The 17,506-nt window shown below is 61.8% G+C and carries 14 protein-coding genes; 7 read left to right on the plus strand and 7 right to left on the minus strand.

Annotated elements, in window-relative coordinates:
• The first annotated feature begins 56 nt into the window (after nucleotides 1-56).
• Nucleotides 57-2,435, plus strand: a complete 2,379-nt coding sequence (locus tag K3727_21510; GenBank protein ID UWQ93549.1) for a hypothetical protein — start codon at nucleotides 57-59, stop codon at nucleotides 2,433-2,435.
• Nucleotides 2,436-2,563: 128 nt separating this feature from the next.
• Nucleotides 2,564-4,363: a hypothetical protein gene (locus K3727_21515; protein ID UWQ93550.1), complete on the plus strand. Its 1,800-nt coding sequence runs from the start codon at nucleotides 2,564-2,566 to the stop codon at nucleotides 4,361-4,363.
• 60 nt (nucleotides 4,364-4,423) lie between these two features.
• On the opposite strand, the gene K3727_21520 is transcribed toward K3727_21515, so the two are convergent.
• Together K3727_21520 and K3727_21525 are read right to left on the minus strand one after the other, a co-directional pair.
• Nucleotides 4,424-5,116, minus strand: coding sequence for an ABC transporter ATP-binding protein (locus K3727_21520; protein ID UWQ93551.1), 693 nt, complete (start codon nucleotides 5,114-5,116; stop codon nucleotides 4,424-4,426).
• Between the two features lie 9 nt (nucleotides 5,117-5,125).
• A complete protein-coding gene (locus K3727_21525) occupies nucleotides 5,126-6,256 on the minus strand; it encodes a sugar transporter (protein UWQ93558.1) in 1,131 nt (376 codons plus the stop codon).
• A gap of 254 nt (nucleotides 6,257-6,510) precedes the next feature.
• Between K3727_21525 and K3727_21530 the strand changes: the two genes are divergently transcribed.
• Nucleotides 6,511-7,308, plus strand: a complete 798-nt coding sequence (locus K3727_21530) for an ABC transporter permease (GenBank protein ID UWQ93552.1) — start codon at nucleotides 6,511-6,513, stop codon at nucleotides 7,306-7,308.
• Between the two features lie 87 nt (nucleotides 7,309-7,395).
• Here K3727_21530 and K3727_21535 read toward each other — a convergent pair whose 3' ends face one another.
• Nucleotides 7,396-8,403, minus strand: a complete 1,008-nt coding sequence (locus K3727_21535; protein UWQ93553.1) for a hypothetical protein — start codon at nucleotides 8,401-8,403, stop codon at nucleotides 7,396-7,398.
• Nucleotides 8,404-8,678: 275 nt separating this feature from the next.
• Here K3727_21535 and K3727_21540 point away from each other — a divergent pair, with 275 nt between their 5' ends.
• The 3 genes from K3727_21540 to K3727_21550 are packed head-to-tail and all read left to right on the plus strand — an operon-like array spanning nucleotide 8,679 to nucleotide 12,451.
• Nucleotides 8,679-10,799 (plus strand): glycoside hydrolase family 99-like domain-containing protein, encoded by a 2,121-nt coding sequence (locus K3727_21540; protein ID UWQ93559.1) that lies wholly within the window; start codon nucleotides 8,679-8,681, stop codon nucleotides 10,797-10,799.
• Nucleotides 10,796-11,506 (plus strand): methyltransferase domain-containing protein, encoded by a 711-nt coding sequence (locus tag K3727_21545; protein ID UWQ93490.1) that lies wholly within the window; start codon nucleotides 10,796-10,798, stop codon nucleotides 11,504-11,506. The genes K3727_21540 and K3727_21545 overlap by 4 nt, the downstream gene beginning before the upstream one ends.
• A 9-nt stretch (nucleotides 11,507-11,515) precedes the next feature.
• Nucleotides 11,516-12,451 (plus strand): glycosyltransferase, encoded by a 936-nt coding sequence (locus tag K3727_21550; protein ID UWQ93491.1) that lies wholly within the window; start codon nucleotides 11,516-11,518, stop codon nucleotides 12,449-12,451.
• Between the two features lie 69 nt (nucleotides 12,452-12,520).
• On the opposite strand, the gene K3727_21555 is transcribed toward K3727_21550, so the two are convergent.
• Together K3727_21555 and K3727_21560 are read right to left on the minus strand one after the other, a co-directional pair.
• Entirely contained in the window at nucleotides 12,521-13,135 is a 615-nt protein-coding gene (locus tag K3727_21555) for a sugar transferase (GenBank protein UWQ93492.1), read from the minus strand.
• 54 nt (nucleotides 13,136-13,189) lie between these two features.
• On the minus strand, nucleotides 13,190-14,056 hold the full coding sequence (locus K3727_21560) for an NAD(P)-dependent oxidoreductase (protein UWQ93493.1): 867 nt from the start codon (nucleotides 14,054-14,056) through the stop codon (nucleotides 13,190-13,192).
• Nucleotides 14,057-14,142: 86 nt separating this feature from the next.
• Between K3727_21560 and K3727_21565 the strand changes: the two genes are divergently transcribed.
• Nucleotides 14,143-15,270 carry a polysaccharide export protein gene (locus K3727_21565; GenBank protein UWQ93494.1) on the plus strand — a complete coding sequence of 376 codons (1,128 nt, stop codon included), beginning with the start codon at nucleotides 14,143-14,145 and terminating at the stop codon, nucleotides 15,268-15,270.
• A gap of 87 nt (nucleotides 15,271-15,357) precedes the next feature.
• Here K3727_21565 and K3727_21570 read toward each other — a convergent pair whose 3' ends face one another.
• Together K3727_21570 and rfbA are read right to left on the minus strand one after the other, a co-directional pair.
• Nucleotides 15,358-16,611, minus strand: coding sequence for a glycosyltransferase (locus tag K3727_21570; protein ID UWQ93495.1), 1,254 nt, complete (start codon nucleotides 16,609-16,611; stop codon nucleotides 15,358-15,360).
• 18 nt (nucleotides 16,612-16,629) lie between these two features.
• Nucleotides 16,630-17,502 carry a glucose-1-phosphate thymidylyltransferase RfbA gene (gene rfbA / locus K3727_21575; GenBank protein UWQ93496.1) on the minus strand — a complete coding sequence of 291 codons (873 nt, stop codon included), beginning with the start codon at nucleotides 17,500-17,502 and terminating at the stop codon, nucleotides 16,630-16,632.
• Nucleotides 17,503-17,506: the final 4 nt, after the last annotated feature.

The following is a 17,506-nucleotide window of genomic DNA, read 5'->3' on the forward strand; positions in this document are numbered from 1 at the left end:
TTTGGTGTAGGCTGATCCCATCTTCTGCAAATGTCCTTTCTGTTCAGGCTTCTCTCATGACCGACATCACGGATCGCACCCGCAACATTTCCTCAAACCCTGAAATCGGCAATATCGCCCTGGGCCTGACCCGCCCGGACGCGGTCGACACGGTTATCAGCATCCTTGAACTGCCCGACATTGGCGCCATCCTGCTGGACGGCACGCCGCTGAGCCAGATCGGCCAGGAACTGACCCACAACCAGCTGGAGCGGCTGGTGTTTCAACCCGATCCCACCGGGGTCGGCAACGACCAGTTCAGCTATCGCCTGACCACCGCAAGCGGATCCCGCAGTGAACCGGAAATCGACCTGACGACATTGGGCACGACCAGCGGCACCGCGCTGTATTTCTCGGCCGAGCGCAATGACGTGGGCACCGAACTGTGGCGGCTGCTGCCCGGCGGACAGGTCGAACTGGTCGCCAATATCCACGCCGGAGACGAAGATTCCCACCCGCGCTTCTTTGAGCGCCTCGGAGACGAGCTCTATTTCCGCGCCAATATGGACTTTGAGGTCCGCTTCAGCACCGGCTATGAACCCTGGCGCATCGGCCTGGATGGCACGCCCGAACTGATCGAAGAGGTCAATCCCGGTCGCCCGCATGGCGGCCCCAGCGAATTCACCGCCTTTGGCAGCCATGTCTATTTCCAGGGCACCAATGTGGACACCGGCGCCGAACTGTATCGCACCGGCCCGGGCATGGGGGTCGACCTGGTCGCCGACATCATCCCCGGCAGCGACAGTTCCCGCCCCACAGCCCTGACCGTCTACAATGGCGTGCTTTATTTCGTCGCCGACACCGACGCGCATGGGCGCGAGCTGTGGCGCTATACCGAAGATGGCGGCACCGAAATGGTGGCCGACATCTACGCGGGAACCAGCAATTCCAACCCTGCCAATTTTACCGTCTCGGGCGGCACGCTGTATTTCACCGCCAGCAGCCGCGGTGATGGAAACCAGTTATGGAGCATCGATCCACTGGGCAACCTGCAGCAGGTCACGGATGCGGATGACATCGGTGCCAACGCCAAACCGCGGGCGTTGTATGATTTTGCCGACGCGCTCTGGTTTCAGGCCGATCTGTCCAGCAGCCTGGGCAACAATTATGACCTCTACCGGCTGACATCGGGCGGTACGCCGGAGCTGGTCGAAAACATCACGGTTGGCGGTCTGGCCTCGGAAATCCGCCAGATGCAGGATTTTGGCGGCGCGCTGTACTTTGGCCTCGGAGAGAGCGTGGACGGCGACCGCCTTGGACAGGAACTCTGGCGGGTCCGCCCCGACGGCACGCTCGAACTGGTGGCCGATATCAATCCCGGTGCCCCGGCCTCGAACCCGGGCAGCTTCACGCCGTTCGGATCGGCGCTGTATTTCACCGCCACGACCGCAACCCATGGACAGGAGCTGTGGCGGGTCGATGCCGGTGGGCGGGCCGAAATGGTGCGCGATCTCAACCCCGGCGACGGGGCCGGCGTCTCAGCGCCCTATGTCTTCGAAGGCTACATGTATTTCGCCGGCGATGATGGCACCACCGGGTTCGAACTGTGGCGCATGTCGCCGGATGAAACCATGGAACTGGTCTCGGACATCAATGACGGGGCGGGCACCTCGCTCCCCTCCAATTTCGAACCGCTGCCAATCCAATATACCGTGGCGATGCCCGGGGGCAGCTTCGAGAATGATATCCTCAACGGGACACCTTTGGACGATATCAGCGACGGGGGGCCGGGCAATGACCGCCTTCTGGGGTTCGGCGGCAATGACAGCCTGGATGGCGGGCCCGGCGCGGATACGATCAATGGCGGCGACGGCGATGACCAGATCATCGGCGGGCCCGGCGACAGCGACCTGCGCGACCAGATCTTTGGCGGTGCGGGCCATGACAATATCGACGCCGGTGCCGGAAATGATCTGGTGTTTGGCCAGGACGGCAATGACACCATCGCCGGCGGCGCGGGTGTGGACGAGCTGCAGGGCCAGGATGGCGATGACGTCATAACAGGCTCTAATTATAGCGATCTGGTGTTTGGCGGCGCGGGCAATGATTTTGTCAACGGCGGCTTTGGTCATGACCGCATCAACGGCGGCTCCGGCGCGGACAGGTTCTTTCACGTCGGTGTCGAAGGGCACGGGTCGGACTGGGTGCAGGATTATGTGGCCGGTGATGGCGATGTGCTGCTGTGGGGAGGCGGACCGGCCACGGCCAGCGATTTCCAGGTCAACCTGGCCCATACCGCCAATGCCGCCGGGGAACGGTCGGGCGATGACGGCGTGCAGGAGGCGTTTGTCATCTACAAACCCAGCGAACAGATCCTCTGGGCGCTGGTTGACGGGGCCGGGCAGGATCAGATCAACATCCAGATCGGCGGCAATGTGTTCGATTTGCTGGCCTGAAAGGCAACACTCGCCAAAAAACAACGAGATATAAAGATACGTCCTTCACCGAGGGTCTGACTGCGCGCAGTCTGAGATGATCTTTGATTGCGCTCTTTACGTAACATTTCACATTCCAGGGATCCAACATGGCCGTTGCACTTGTTTACGATAACACCACCGCTCCTGAAATCTTGCGCCCGATCGAAGGAGACACGGTTTGGTCCGAAGGACCCGTCACCTATAATATCGTGCAATTGTCCAACTCGGCAGAGCTTGAGGCGTTCAACAGGCAACTGCCCGCTGGCACCACCATGACACAGGATCTGCCCGGATATTGGGCCCCGGATCTGGCGCTGGCGCTGGATTTGATCAATGACATTGTGGCCATCGACCTGCGGCTGACCGATGCCTTTGACGCCACTTATCTCATCGGGCAAGAGCGCAACGATGAAAGCCTGGGCGCCGCCAATACACCGTCCAATCCGGACGATGTTTTCCGGCCCGGCGTGTTTTTCAACACACTGGACGAAGCCCATACAACCGAAGGCGAGCTGGGCGGCGGGTCCGATCGGTTCCAGACCATCGTGCATGAATATCTGCATTCCCTGGGTCTGAACCACCCGCATGACACAGGCGGCAGCACGACGCTGGGAACCGGGGCGGACTCTGTCGGAGAATCCATGCAGGCCCCCTACCAATGGCATCAGACAAACGTCAGCTATACCTCCGCCCCCGGCGCCCCCGGCCCCGGCGAAGAAGACGCCTATACCTATGGGCGCGGTGTGACCGCAATGGCATTGGACATCGCCGCCCTGCACCGCATGTATGGGGCCAACATGACGGCACGGACCGGGGATACCACATACCAGCTGACCGACCCGCAGTCGGTTGCCCTGGATCTGAATGACGACGATGGCACCATTGCCATCGGGCGCGCCTATTACGGCATTTGGGATGCGGGGTCATCGGCCGGGGATGTCATCACCTATGAGGGCGACAGCAGCGTTGTGATCAACCTCCTGCCCGCCACATTGGGGGCCGCGCCTGATGCCAATCTGACCGGAACCCTTCAGGCCCTGCGCGACAGCGGGGTGCTTGACCAGCTGTCCACATCGCTCCAGACCGAACTGACCAACGAAGCCCATCAGGCGGGCGGGTTCTTTTCCTCCATTCTGGACGACGGCCTGGCCCGGATTCCGGGCGGCTTCTCCATCGCCAATGGCGTCGTGATCGAAGAGGCCTCGGGCGGGTCGGGAATGGACCTGTTGATCGGCAATGGTGCCAACAACCGGCTGATCGGCAACGGCGGGGATGACGCTCTGTTTGGCGGCGATGGTGCGGACCGTCTTTTGGGCGGCGATGGCGATGACCTGATCATCGGCGGGGCCAGCTCTGCGGATCTGCGCGATGTGGTTTTTGCCGGGGCCGGCGATGACAGCGTGGACGCCGGTGCGGGCAATGACCAGGTGTTCGGCCAGGACGGCAATGACACCATCGCAGGCGGCGCGGGCGTCGATGACCTGCAGGGTCAGAATGGCAATGACGTGATCACCGGCTCGGCGTTTTCCGATCTGGTGTTTGGCGGCGCGGGCAATGATTTTGTCAACGGCGGCTTTGGTCATGACAGGATCAACGGCGGGTCGGGCGCGGACAAGTTCTTTCACGTCGGCGTCGAAGGACACGGGTCGGACTGGGTGCAGGATTATGTGGCCGCGGACGGCGATGTGCTGCTCTGGGGGGGCGGTGCCGCCACCGCCGGCGATTTCCAGGTCAACCTGGCCCATACTGCCAATGACGCGGGCGAACGGTCAGGCGATGACGGCGTGCAGGAGGCGTTTGTGATCTACAAGCCCAGCGAACAGATCATCTGGGCGCTGGTTGATGGCGGCGGCCAAAGCGCGATCAACATCCAGATCGGCGGCGATACATTCGATCTGTTGGGGTAAACCAGAACAGGGCCCGGGAGACTCCGGGGGGGCTCTGGGGGGTCTCTGGGCGGGGCTCCCTTACCCGACCCGACCCTGGGCCTGACGGGCCAGGTTCTGCTGGTGCATGACCTCGAAATGAAAGGCGATCGCCTCGCCCACATCGTCAAAGTAATGCAGATTGCCATCCACCAGCACCGCGCCCGCCTCGCACATCTGGCGCATCATGGGCGGCGCATGGGTCACCACGATGGCCCCGGCATTGCGCATTCGCTCCTTGAACAGGGCCTGTGCCTTGTTCTTGAAGATCTCGTCCCCGACCGATGTCACCTCATCCACCAGATAGGTGTCAAACCGGATTCCCATCGACACCCCGAAACCCAGCCGCGCCCGCATCCCCGAAGAATAGGTCCGCACCGGCTGGTGGAAATGCATCCCCAGCTCGGCAAAGCTTTCGACGAAATACAAAAGCTCGTCCGTGTCGACCCCATAGACCCGGGCGATGAACCGCACGTTCTGGGCCCCGGTCAGATCATGGTGAAACCCCCCGGCCAGCCCCACGGGCCAGGAAATGGTTCCATAGGTCCGGATGCGGCCGGAATCTGGTTCCATCGCGCCCGCAATCATGCGCAACAGGGTCGATTTTCCCGCCCCGTTGCGCCCCAAAAGACCAACCGAAACGCCGGTCGGAAAGGTGACGTTGAGATTGTTCGCCACCACTTTGCGTTCGCCACGGAACAGGAACGACTTCTTGAGATTCTCCAGACGGATCATGCCCCTGCCCTATCTGCGGTCCCGCAGGCTGTAATAGACCAGCAGCAGGATGAACCACACGATCAGGAGAAACCCGCCGATCAGCACGGTCAGGATCAGCCGTTTTGGCGCGGTCGATGTTTCCGGCATGGTCGGGCGCAGATAGGCCGTCAGATACCGGCTGGTGCGTTGTGCTTCGGACACCGCCGCATCATAGGCGCTCAGCGAACTCAGATAGGTCTGTTCCGCGAATGTCCGATCCACCAGCAGCTCTTCGTATTCGCCAATGACAGCCGCATAACCCTGTTCGGGATTGCCGCTGTCGTTGGCCCCCTGCCCGCCAAGCCCCAGCTTCTGACGTTCGGCGGCGATCCGCGCCTCGATCACCTCGATCGTCCGGGCAAACTGTTCCAGTCTCGGGTCGGTGTCCTGCGAGATCAGCACCAGTTTGTCCCGTTCAATCAATTCGGTCGCCAGCTGTGACTGCAGCGCGCTCAGCAGCCCCATCTGACCGGCGATATCCGCCTCCGGGTTCACGATCTGATTTTCGATGCGAAAGGCTGTCAGCGCCTTGCGCGCCTCGATCAGGCGGGCGATGGATTTGTCACGTTCCTCGGCCGCATACAGGGTTGCATCGCTTCGGGCGACCGCGCTCATTTCGTTGATCTTGCGGCTGGACTCCAGAAAGACCAGCTCGGCCAGACGGTGCGCGGTTTCGCGCTCAAAGGCAAAGGTGCGGACTTCGATCAGCCCCGATCCCTCGTAATAGACCCGTATCATGCGCGGCCAATATTCGACCAGGTCCTCGATGCTGCTGTCCTGTGTCAGGGTAAAGGCCGGATCAAAATCGGGCTTGGTAAAGGCGGCACGCAGATCCAGCTGCGCATTGACCCGCTCCACCATTTCCTGGCTCTGGATGAATTCATACAGAATGTCGGTGTCCGAAGAACTGGCCGAAGACAGACCGGTCAGCCCGCCCAGAACATCCAGCGCCGATTTGGTTTCTTCGGCGCGCACGGCAAACCCCACGCGGGATTCATACTGATCGACGGCAATAAAAACCATGTAATATATCGTGGCTGCAATCGGGGCCAGCACCAGACAGATAAAGCTGAACAGAATACCCCAATGCCGGGCGCGCACCCGTGTGGGTCCGGCCATGGGCGGCACCGCAAGCGTCGGTCCGGCCCCGGCACCGGCTGCGGCCCCAGCCTGAGGCGACGGCGGTTGAACGGGCTTCAGAGCAGGAGCGGTCTCGGGTTTTCCCTGATCGGACCGCGCTCCGTCTCCGGATTGTGCTGCGGGCTGTGTCACTGCCAATAAACCTTCTCGAAATCTTTTGTCTTCCGCCTCTTATATCACTAAAAGCCGAATGAACACCGCGCAATAATTGCATATGTAAGGCGTCTCACGGCATGACAGCACACCCCGCTCAGGCTCCGCGCACCCGGCGATTGCGCTCGGTGCGGACGATCACGGCGCTGATGCTGCGTGAGATGGCAACATCCTATGGCCGGTCGGTCGTTGGCTATCTCTGGGCGATCATCGAACCCGTTGCCGCCCTGACCCTGATGACCGTGGTGTTCAGCGCCTTCCTCAGAAACCCTGCATTAGGGTCGAATTTCCCGCTGTTCTTTGCCTCGGGATTTCTTGTCTTCAACATCTACGTGGATGTGGGCAACAACGTTGCAAGAGCCGTGCAATATTCCCGCCCGCTCCTGGAATTTCCCGCCGTGACGCCGCTGGATGCCCTGTTGGCGCGATTCCTGTTGAATTTCCTGACACACATCATCGTGATTGCGATCATCCTGATCGGCATCATGGCGATCTATGACCTGAACCAGGTCATGGATTACGAAAAACTCACCCTGGCCATTCTGCTGGCCGGGCTGTTTGCGCTCAGCATCGGGACCTTCAATTGCTACCTGTTCGTCGCCTTCCCGTCCTATGCCCAGATCTGGGCGATCCTGAACCGGCCGATGTTCATCGTGTCCGGCATTTTCTTTCTGTTCGACAGCATCCCCCAGCCCTTTCGGGATTATCTCTGGTTCAATCCCATGGTGCATATCATCGGGCTGACCCGCGCCGGGATCTATCCCACCTATGAGGCCAGCTATGTGTCGGTCCCCTATGTCGTCGGATTGTCGCTGGTCCTGCTGCTGGTCGGTCTGCACATCATGCGCCGCTATCTGCGCGATGCCATGAACCTCTGAGTGAGGGCAGGTCCCGCACAGGCCCCGCACAGGGGACGAACAGGGGGCCACAGAACAGGGGACGAACAGGGGCCGCAGCCCCTTGCCTCACGCCCGGGACAGAACCTTGAGCAGTTTCTGGAACCGCTCGGCCACCCCCGGCTGCAACAGATAGCCACAGTCGATATAGGGCGCGTTGCGAACGTCGCGGTCGTTGAACAGAGCCTGTTTCGGGGTCAGATTTTCAACCCGGTTCCCATATTGCTTGAGAAACGCCCGCTCCACATGCGCAAACAGAAACGGCGGAAACGGGCGCGCTTCGCGCAGATGGGGCTCATAGATCTGTTCCAGCGCCTCCAGCTCGCCCGCAATCTCGCCCCGGCATTTGTCAAAGGCATAGCGCAATTGCGCCGAGGGGATCTTGCTGCCATAGGTCAGGCGGTTCAGCACCCGCAGGGTCTCGGTCTCTCCCGGAGACTGACGCTGGTTGTCACTGCGCGGCCCCGACATGTTCAGCGTCTGTCCCAGAACCTCCCGGCTGAAATGCGCCACGACATCTTCGCCCGATTCCAGAATGTTGTTGTAGGAAAAAATCCGAAGTCTGCGCGGCCCGACGATCTGGGCCCATTTGTCCAGCGCATTCATGTAATTCAGATAGATGCTGGCCATCGGCGCGGACACCTGGTTGTTCAGGAATTCCGGATAGGGGCGGCTGAATCCATGTTTGACCAGCTCCTGCCAGACGGATGGCAACAGATGATCCCACCGGCGCGCGTAATAGATCACCTCTACATTCTGGGTCCCGATCTGTTCGAGCATCGCGCGGATCGCGGGGCTGGGCACATGGGCCAGATTTTCCGAAGACAGGACCAATGTATGCGTATCCGGCAGCGCTGCCAGACTGTCCAGCAAGGCGGGCGACAGTTTGCCCTGTTTCTTCAGCTGCTCGGGGATGCCGTGATGCCCCGGCAAAAGCTGCATGTCCGTGTGGCGTCCGAATTCGGGATACTCGTATCCCTGTTGGTGCAAATGCCGACGGTTCTGAAACAGCGCTTCCTGCAGGCTGCTGGTCCCTGTTTTGGCAGGTCCAATGTGAAAAACAATCTTCTTTTCCATCGTCGCAAAATCTCGGCTGCTCACTGAGTATTCCCGTCTCTGCACAACAGGCAGGCTGCAACGGGCAGGCTAGAGTGTTGTCTTGGCACTCCACCATCTATTTGACCACCCCCAAACGTCGGGTTTCTGCATCACGGATTTGACCCGCCCAGACCCAACTGCTAAGCGCAACCCAACATCAAATTTACAAAATTGCAGGCTCGGCCTTGTCTCGAATCAAATATGCGCTGCGACTGATCTTTCTGTCGCCCCATCAGTTCCTATATGTGCGTCGGATGAAGCGGAGCGGCCTGTTCGATCGCCGGTTCTATACCGAGGTCAACCCGCTGATCCACTGGGTGTTCAAACTCTTCCCCGAGCGCCACTTTGCCCTGTTCGGAGAGGCTGCGGGGCTGTATCCCAATCCCGATTTCTCGCCCAAGGCCTATCTCAAGCACAACCCCGACATCCAGGGCTCCGCAATCCCGCCCTTTGATCATTACCTGCGCATCGGACGTCACGAACAACGGATCACCAAAGATCTGCCCGCTGATGTCGGCGGACAGAACATGCCGCTGCCAAAACTGCGGGGGGCCGCCGCGAACCCGGCCGATTATGCGGTCGTGATCCATGTCTATTACCATGAACTGTGGGAGGAATTCGACGCCAGGCTGAAACTGCTGGACTTCGATTTCGACCTGTTTGTCAGCCTGACCTACAAGGGCGACGAAAGCGATGCGCTGGCAGAGCGGATCCGCGCCGATTGGCCCCAGGCGCGGGTTCTGCCGATGTCCAACCACGGGCGCGACATCTTTCCCTTTATCCATGTGATCAACTCCGGGCTGCTGTCCCCCTACAAGGCGATCTGCAAATTCCACACCAAGAAATCGCCCCACCGTCAGGACGGCGACCATTGGCGCCAGCATCTGATCGACGGCATTCTGCCCGAAACCGGCACCCGGGCGCTGCTGGAACGGTTTGTCGCCGAACCCGATGCCGCCTTTTGGGTGGCCGACGGGCAGCATTTCAACGACACCCAGTGGTGGGGATCGAACAAGACCAAGACCATCGAGCTGTTGCAGCGGATCGAAATCCCGGTTGATCTGGACCGGCTGTCGTTTCCGGCCGGGTCGATGTATTGGCTCAAACCCCAGATCGTGACGCTGTTGCGTGGCCTGCAGCTGGGGGCCGAGGATTTTGACCCCGAACTGGGTCAGACCGACGGCACCGTGGCCCATGCGATCGAACGGGTTCTGGGGGTGATGACCGATGCTGCGGGTCTGCGGATCCTGCAGAGCTCGGAAATCGCCGCCCTGCCCGATCCCGCCCCGGCGCCGGACACGCCCGACTATGTTTCGGCCTTTTACCTGCCCCAGTTCCACCCGACCCCGGAAAACGACGCCTGGTGGGGTGCCGGTTTTACCGAATGGATGGCGGCCACCCGCGCCCGGCCCAATTTTGTCGGCCACGCCCATCCGGTGCTGCCCGCCGATCTGGGCTTTTACGACCTGCGCGTCACCGAAACCCTGGGACAGCAGGCCGCATTGGCCCGCGATGCAGGGATCGACGCATTCTGTGTCTATCACTACTGGTTTGACGGCACCCGCATTCTCGAAGCCCCCATCGACCGGCTGCTGACGCGGCCCGATGTCGACTTCCCGTTTTATCTCTGCTGGGCCAATGAAAGCTGGCGGCGCAACTGGGATGGCATGACCGGCGAGGTGCTGCTGAATCAATCCTATACGCCGGGGTTCGCGGCCAATCTGGCCGAAAGCCTGATCCCCTATTTCAACGATCCCCGCTATCAGCGTCCCGACGGCACCCGGCCCCGGTTCGTGATCTATCGCCCCGAAGACATGCCCGATCCCGCCGGGGCCGTGGCCGAAATGCGCGACACCTGGCGTCGCCTGGGCATTGGCGAGGTCGAATTGGGGGCCGTGCTGTTCCATATCGAAGGCGAAAGCCCGGTGGCCCAGGACCTGTTCGATTTCTGGGTCGAAATGCCGCCGCATGGGCTGGTGGGATCAGACGACTATCTGTTTGGTGGCCCCGACGGCAACCAGATGCAGGCCGGGGTGATGCCCAGCTTTTCGGGGTTGATCTATGATTACAACGCCGTGCGCGAAACCAGCCTGAGCGCACGCTATGCCAACGCATTGCCCGCAAACACCATTGCCGGGATCATGCCCAGCTGGGACAATACCGCGCGGCGCGGGCGCGATGCCCATATGGCCTATGGCGCCAACCCGGTGTCCTTTGAACGCTGGCTGCGCGGCACGCTGCAACAGCGGCTCGGGCGCTCTTATCGGAACGAACTTTTTATCAATGCGTGGAATGAATGGGCGGAAAAGGCCATGCTGGAGCCCACGCAACAATTTGGCGCGGCCAATTTGGATGTTTTAAGGCGTAATTTATGATTGAATTCCATGGTACCTGCCCTGTCTGTGCCTCCACACAAGGGTTCCAAAGCCCGGATGAATGGTTTCGCGACCATCTGATCTGCCGCGGCTGCGGATCAATCCCGCGCGAACGCATTTTCACATGGGCGCTGGAAACCTTTCGCCCCGGCTGGCGTGATATGCAAGTCCACGAATGCTCGCCCTCGGACCGGGCGGTCTCCAAACGGCTGGCCGATGAATGCGCAGGCTATATCGGATCGCAATACTTCCCGGACGTGGACCGCGGCACACTCCGGGACGGGGTGCGCTCGGAAAACCTCGAGGCGCTCACCTTTGCAGATCAGAGCCTGGATTTGCATGTGCATCTGGATGTGATGGAACATGTGAACCGCCCGGACCAGGCCATCCGGGAAATGTGTCGCACCCTGAAACCCGGTGGGTTGGCGATTTTCACCACGCCGATCTATCCGGACAAGGCCGGCAATGAACGCCGCGCGATCTATTTTGACGATGGCGTCGAACATCTGGCTCCGGCCGAATATCATGGCAACCCGATCGACGAAGACGGCGGCGCGCTGGTGACCTTTCATTTCGGGCGCAATTTCAGCACGCTGGTCCGCGCCTGGGAGCCGAATTTTGCAGTGACCCATCTGATCCCCGACGACCCCAGCATCGGGGCGGTTGGCGAATTTCGCGATGTCTTTGTCCTGCGCCGGATCGGCTGAGGTCGCACGATGACCGGTTCTGCCCATGTCACGATCCTCCTGGCCATGCGCAATGGCGGGGACGAACTGGCCCCCCAGCTGGACAGCTATCTGACCCAGACCCTGAAACCGGCGCGCATTCTGGCCTCGGACGATGGGTCGCACGATGACAGCCGCGCCGTCTTTGAACGCTTTGCTCAGCGCGCCCGCGCCGACGGTATCGACTGTCAGCTGTTTGACGGGCCGCAAAAGGGGGCCACCGCCAATTTCCTGTCGCTGCTGGCCCGCCCCGGTGCCGACACCACCCATGTGGCGCTGTCGGACCAGGACGACATCTGGTTGCCCGGCAAACTGGAGGACGCGGTCCAGCGTCTGGCCCCACAGGGTGCCCACCCGGCCCTGCTGGGCACGCGCAGCTGGGAATGGGACCCGGACACCGATCGCCGGCAGCTGTCACGCCCGGTGCCGCCGCCCTATGATTTCCGCCACGCGCTGGTGCAGAATTTTGCCGGTGGCAACACCATGATGCTGAATCGCAGCGGTCTGGATCTGGTGCAACGCGCCCTGCCCCGCACCCGGGATGCCGCCGTGCATGACTGGTGGCTGTACCAGCTGATTTCGGGGGCCGGTGGGACCGTCCTGCTGGGCGAAGAGCCGCATATCCTCTACCGCCAGCATCACGGCAATCAGATCGGTGCCAATACCGGGCTGCGCTCGAAACTGCGGCGGTTTCGCGCCATGCTGTGCGGCACCTATCGCACCTGGAATGATCTCAATGTCACCGCGCTGAACGCGACCCGTGATCTTCTGATGCCCGACGCACAGGACATCCTGTTCCGGTTTGCCCGGGATCGCGGCCGCGCGCTGCCGGCCCGGCTGGCCATGTTGCGCAGCACCCGGCTGCGCCGCAAGGGCGGCCTCAACCAGGCCACCCTGTGGGTGGCCGCCGTGTTGGGCAAACTCTGATCCGGTTCGACCCGATCAGGCTCAAACGCCCATATCAGAGCCTGTTTCAACCTGTTTTGCGGGCCGCCATCAGCCGCTTCTGCGAAACAGGTTGCCAATGGTCTGGAACACCAGATCAAAGTCATAGCACATGCTCTGATGGCGCTGATAAATCAGATCCAGCCGCGCCTTGGCCGGAACGCAGACCTTGGAATACACCAGATCGGTTTCCTCAGGGGTGGCACAGCGCGCCAGCAGCGCCGCCTCGTGGCGGTGATAGGTGATCGATGCCAACCCCGTCACCCCGGGGCGTGATTTCAGCACCTCGCTGTAGATCTCGGGATGGCGTTCGACATATTCCCGCAGCGGCGGGCGCGGCCCGACAAAGCTCAGATCGCCCCTGAGAATGTTCCAGAGCTGGGGAAATTCATCCAGCCGTTTTGAACGCAGCCAGGCCCCGGTGGGGGTGATCCGCGCACTCTTGTCCCCGCCCGAAACACCGGCGTCCTCGGCAACCACCGTCATCGTGCGCAGCTTCCACAACATAAAGGGGCGATCCATCCCGTTCATCCGCTCGGCCACATAGAAAATCGGACGTCCCTCCCGGATCAGCAGCCAGATCAGCAGCCCCAGCAGGATCGGCCCCAGCAGCAGCACCAGCAGCGCGGCAAAGAACAGATCGAATATGCGTTTTCTCCAGGTCATGCGGTTCCTTGCCCTCGGTATGTGTCAGCAGTGTTTATCGGCGGTGTTTGCCCGCTATGTGACATGTGGCCCGATCCGGCGCCAGTCCGCCACCATCTGCGACGGATCAGCAGCGGTGCGCCCGACCACGGACATCGCAGCCAACCGCGCGGGATCCAGTTCAACCCGGGCGATCACCCCGTCGGGGGCCGGACGTGGTGTCCAGGCCAACCCGGCCGCATCCAGCAGCGCGCCCATGGCGATGGGACCGGGCGCGGCAATGTTGAGCGCGGGCGGCAGATCCGTCGCCGCCACCACATCGCCCAGGGCCTGTGCCAGATCTCCCATCCCGATATAGCTGCGTTGCGGCGTGCCGCCATCGGGCAGGACATCCAACGCAAATCCCGGCCGCCAGCCGCCCAGAATCGCATCCAGCCCGGCGATATTGCCAATCCTCAGTGCGCTCACCGTCGCCCCCAATGCGGCCCCCAGGGCCGCGCCCCGCGCCTCCATCCGGGCCTTGGCCACCCCATAAGGGGCCTGTGGGCACAGCGCGGCGGTCTCGTCCAGGCAGCCCGGTTGATTGCCATAAACAGCCGCCGATGACGCCAGCAACACCCGCGCGCCCGTGGCCGCCCCGACCCGAATCGCCGCCTCGGCCAGGGTGACATTGTCCTCCAGATCCGCGCCCCGGCCCGGAATGACCCCGGCCAGACACAGGATCACATCACAATCGCGCGCGGCCCGCCGATAGGCATCTCCGTCATGCAGCGGGTCAAAGATCGCCCATGTCCCCGCTGTTGGGCCTTCTGTTGTTGCTTGTGTGGCAGGCCCGGACCGGCTCTGCCACAGCACGTCTGCAGACCGCCGCCCCCAGCACCGTTGCAACACACGGCCAATCCGGCCTGTTGCTCCAACAACCAATGTGGCAGGAAACGACATGATACTCCTTGTTCAGGTTGACGCGTTCTCCCACGGCAGTATCTTGCGAACACCAAAAATCAAGACATTTCCGACAGGCGGGCTTCATGCGGCATATCCTTTTACTTCTCGTTCTGGTCAGCGTCGGCCTGCTGCCTGCGGCCTGTTCGCGCAGCCGCCTGCCCGGGGGCGCGCCGGTCAGCGAAGAAATCCTGAAAGAGGCCGACGCGGAAACCGCCGATTTCGCGCTCTACCCGGTCACCCGCGCCTTTCTGCCCACCGTGGCCCAATGGCCGACCACCGGAACCCAGGAAAACCTGCGCTGGATCGCCGGCAGCCAGGGGGCCAAAACCCAGATCATCCAGCCCGGCGACAAGCTGACGCTGCGGATCTGGGACAGCAGCGACAATTCACTGCTGACCTCTCTGGATGAAAAGATGGTCCAGTTGCAGGATGTGACCGTCGCCTCGAACGGGTCGATCTTCATGCCCTATGTGGGCAATATCAGCGTCATCGGCCTGACCCCGGATCTGGCCCGCGAGGAATTGCAATCGGCGCTGGAAACCATCATCCCCTCGGCCCAGCTGCAGCTCGACATGAACGAAGGGCGCAACAACTCGGTCGATCTGGTCAGCGGTGTGGCCCGGCCCGGCACCTATCCGATGCCCGACCGCAACTATTCGGTGATGGGGCTGATTTCGGCAGGCGGCGGCATCGCTGCGACGCTGAACAACCCGCAGATCCGGCTGATGCGCGGCGGCGCGCTTTATGGCACCTCGGTTGACAATCTGCTCAACAATCCCCGGTTCGATACCCTGCTGCGCGGCGGCGATCGGGTGTTCGTCGAAGAGGACGAACGCTATTTCCTGTCCTTCGGGGCCACCGGCCGCGAAGACCTGCATGTTTTCACCAAGGACACGGTTTCGGCCATGGACGCCGTGTCGATCACCGGCGGCCTGCAGGACAACAAGGCCGACCCCAAGGGGTTGCTGATCCTGCGTGAATATCCCGCCTCTGCGGTGGCGGCCGGCAATCGCGGCCCGCGTCAGCCCCGGGTGGTGTTCTCGCTGGACCTGGCCAGCGCCGACGGCATCTTTTCGGCCCGCCGGTTCCAGATCAACCCCGATGATCTGATCATCGCCACGGAATCGCCGATCAACGACGTGCTGACCGTGTCCAACATCATCGGCAACTTTGTCGGTGTCTTCAACACCACCGCCAATCTGGGCAATTGATCCCGCGCCCCTGACGCCGCTCACAGCGGGCTGGTCACGGGCGGACACAGGGGGGCACAGGGGGGCGGGCACGGGACCTGGACCGGATCAGCCCGGCACCGCGATCCGCAGATGTGCCGGAACCAGGGCGTTCATCTGCCGGATATGTTCCGGCAGGCAGCGGGTCGTGAAATCATAGGTTTCGACCACATGCGCCCGGGCCGCGGGCCCCAGATGGGCATAGGCACCGGGGTTGGCCAGCACGTCGATCACCTGATCCGCCAGCGCCTGCGGATCAAAGAAATCCACCAGCAGCCCGGTTTTGCCATGGGTCACCGCCTCGCGCACTGACGGCACATCGGACGCCACGATGGTGGCCTGCATGGCCATGGATTCCAGCAGCGACCAGCTCATCACAAAGGGCATGGTCAGATGCAGGTGACAGCGGCTGATCTGGACCACCTGACAAAAGCTGGAATAGGGCACCCGGCCCAGGAAATGCACCCGGTTCCAGTCGACGCTGTCACCCAGTGCCTCGGTCAGCTCGGCGCGCAGCCCCTGCGGGTGCTTGCTCTTGCGACCATACGAAACATCATCACCCCCCACCACCAGCACCCGTGCGTTGGGCCGGGCGGCCAGGATCCGGGGCAGCGCCGCCATAAAGATGTGAAAGCCGCGGGCATGTTCCAGATTGCGGGCCAGATAGGTGAACACCTCATCCTGTCGGGTGATCGGCCGCTCCAGCCGCCCCAGCGTGAGCGACACCTCCGGGTCAGGCCCCAGCCGATCGGTGCGGATCCCGTCATGGCAGGTGTAGAATTTCGGATGGAAGGCGTCGGGAAACGTGTTCTTTTGCCAGACGGTCGGCACATGGCCCAGATCCACCTTGTGGATATTGGCATAGGGCACCGCGTTGCGGGCCTCCATCAGGAACGGCATGTGATCGGAAACCGGCTCGGCCGGGTCGAACCCGACCAGCCCGCCGGTGGCGTTGTAGAAATATTCAAAGAATCCCAGGATCGGCACATCCGGCCAGATCTGTTTCATGAACAACAGCTCGCCCCAACCGGTATGACCCAGGATCAGATCCGGGCGAAACCCCTCGCTCTGTTCCAGATCGCGTGCGGCCATGGCCGCCCCAAACCCCGCCCCCGTGGCCTCTTCCCAGACCTTGGACAGCCCATAGGCCTTGGCGTCGGGGCTGTGGTGGGGCTTGTAGGTTCGGGTCAGCACCCCGTTGATCCGGGGCGCATCCTGGCGTTGGGTCAGGAACACGATCCGATGCCCCCCCTGCGCGACCAGCCACATGAGCAGCTCGCGATATTGCCCGGGCATGTTCTGGTGCACAAAGAGAATATTCATCGTTCAAATCCTGTCCTGCTAATGCAAAAGCCCCTTGAGATAGGTGCCATATCCATTCTTGCTGAACAGCTCGGCCCGCTCTGCCAACTGCGCATCCGTGGTCCAACCATTCTGATGCGCGATCTCTTCGGGACAGCCGGTCTGCAGGCCCTGGCGTTTTTCCAGCGTGCGCACGAAATTGCCCGCATCCAGCAGGGACCCATGGGTGCCGGTGTCCAGCCAGGCATAGCCCCGCCCCATGCGTTGCAGGGTCAGTTCGCCGTCCTCCAGATACATCTCCAACAGCGACGTGATCTCCAGCTCTCCGCGCGCCGAGGGGCGCACCCTGCGGGCCCGCTCCGGGGCTGTGCCATCCAGGAAATACAACCCCGTCACCGCATAGTTCGACGGCGGCACCGGCGGTTTTTCGATGATCGACCTGACCGACCCGTCGGGGGCAAAATCCACCACACCATAGCGTTCGGGATCTGCCACGTGATAGCCGAACACGGTGCCGCCGGTGGTCTGGGAATCCGCCGCCGCCATCAGTTCGGGCAGCCCGTGACCAAAAAAGATATTGTCGCCCAGCACCATGGCCGACGGCGCGCCATCCAGAAACTCCTCGGCCAGAATATAGGCCTGTGCCAGCCCCTCGGGGTTGGGCTGGGTCACATAGGTCAGCGCGATTCCCCACTGGCTGCCATCCCCCAGCATACGTTGAAACTGGGCCTGGTCCTGCGGCGTGGTGATCATGCAGATCTCGCGGATACCAGCCAGCATCAGCACCGAGATCGGATAATAGATCATCGGTTTGTCATAGATCGGCAGCAGCTGCTTTGAGATCCCGATGGTGATCGGATACAGCCGGGTGCCGCTGCCGCCCGCCAGAATGATGCCTTTGCGGTTGGTCATATGT

The sequence above is a fragment of the Rhodobacteraceae bacterium M382 genome (assembly GCA_025141015.1).
GTDB lineage: Bacteria > Pseudomonadota > Alphaproteobacteria > Rhodobacterales > Rhodobacteraceae > Aliisedimentitalea > Aliisedimentitalea scapharcae.

Excerpts from the sequence above, each read along its gene's own strand:
- K3727_21510 (UWQ93549.1), top strand. The coding sequence starts at position 57 with ATGACCGACATCACGGATCGCACCCGCAACATTTCCTCAAACCCTGAA.
- K3727_21515 (UWQ93550.1), top strand. The coding sequence starts at position 2,564 with ATGGCCGTTGCACTTGTTTACGATAACACCACCGCTCCTGAAATCTTG.
- K3727_21520 (UWQ93551.1), bottom strand. The coding sequence starts at position 5,116 with ATGATCCGTCTGGAGAATCTCAAGAAGTCGTTCCTGTTCCGTGGCGAA.
- K3727_21525 (UWQ93558.1), bottom strand. The coding sequence starts at position 6,256 with ATGGCCGGACCCACACGGGTGCGCGCCCGGCATTGGGGTATTCTGTTC.
- K3727_21530 (UWQ93552.1), top strand. The coding sequence starts at position 6,511 with ATGACAGCACACCCCGCTCAGGCTCCGCGCACCCGGCGATTGCGCTCG.
- K3727_21535 (UWQ93553.1), bottom strand. The coding sequence starts at position 8,403 with ATGGAAAAGAAGATTGTTTTTCACATTGGACCTGCCAAAACAGGGACC.
- K3727_21540 (UWQ93559.1), top strand. The coding sequence starts at position 8,679 with ATGAAGCGGAGCGGCCTGTTCGATCGCCGGTTCTATACCGAGGTCAAC.
- K3727_21545 (UWQ93490.1), top strand. The coding sequence starts at position 10,796 with ATGATTGAATTCCATGGTACCTGCCCTGTCTGTGCCTCCACACAAGGG.
- K3727_21550 (UWQ93491.1), top strand. The coding sequence starts at position 11,516 with ATGACCGGTTCTGCCCATGTCACGATCCTCCTGGCCATGCGCAATGGC.
- K3727_21555 (UWQ93492.1), bottom strand. The coding sequence starts at position 13,135 with ATGACCTGGAGAAAACGCATATTCGATCTGTTCTTTGCCGCGCTGCTG.
- K3727_21560 (UWQ93493.1), bottom strand. The coding sequence starts at position 14,056 with ATGTCGTTTCCTGCCACATTGGTTGTTGGAGCAACAGGCCGGATTGGC.
- K3727_21565 (UWQ93494.1), top strand. The coding sequence starts at position 14,143 with ATGCGGCATATCCTTTTACTTCTCGTTCTGGTCAGCGTCGGCCTGCTG.
- K3727_21570 (UWQ93495.1), bottom strand. The coding sequence starts at position 16,611 with ATGAATATTCTCTTTGTGCACCAGAACATGCCCGGGCAATATCGCGAG.
- rfbA (UWQ93496.1), bottom strand. The coding sequence starts at position 17,502 with ATGACCAACCGCAAAGGCATCATTCTGGCGGGCGGCAGCGGCACCCGG.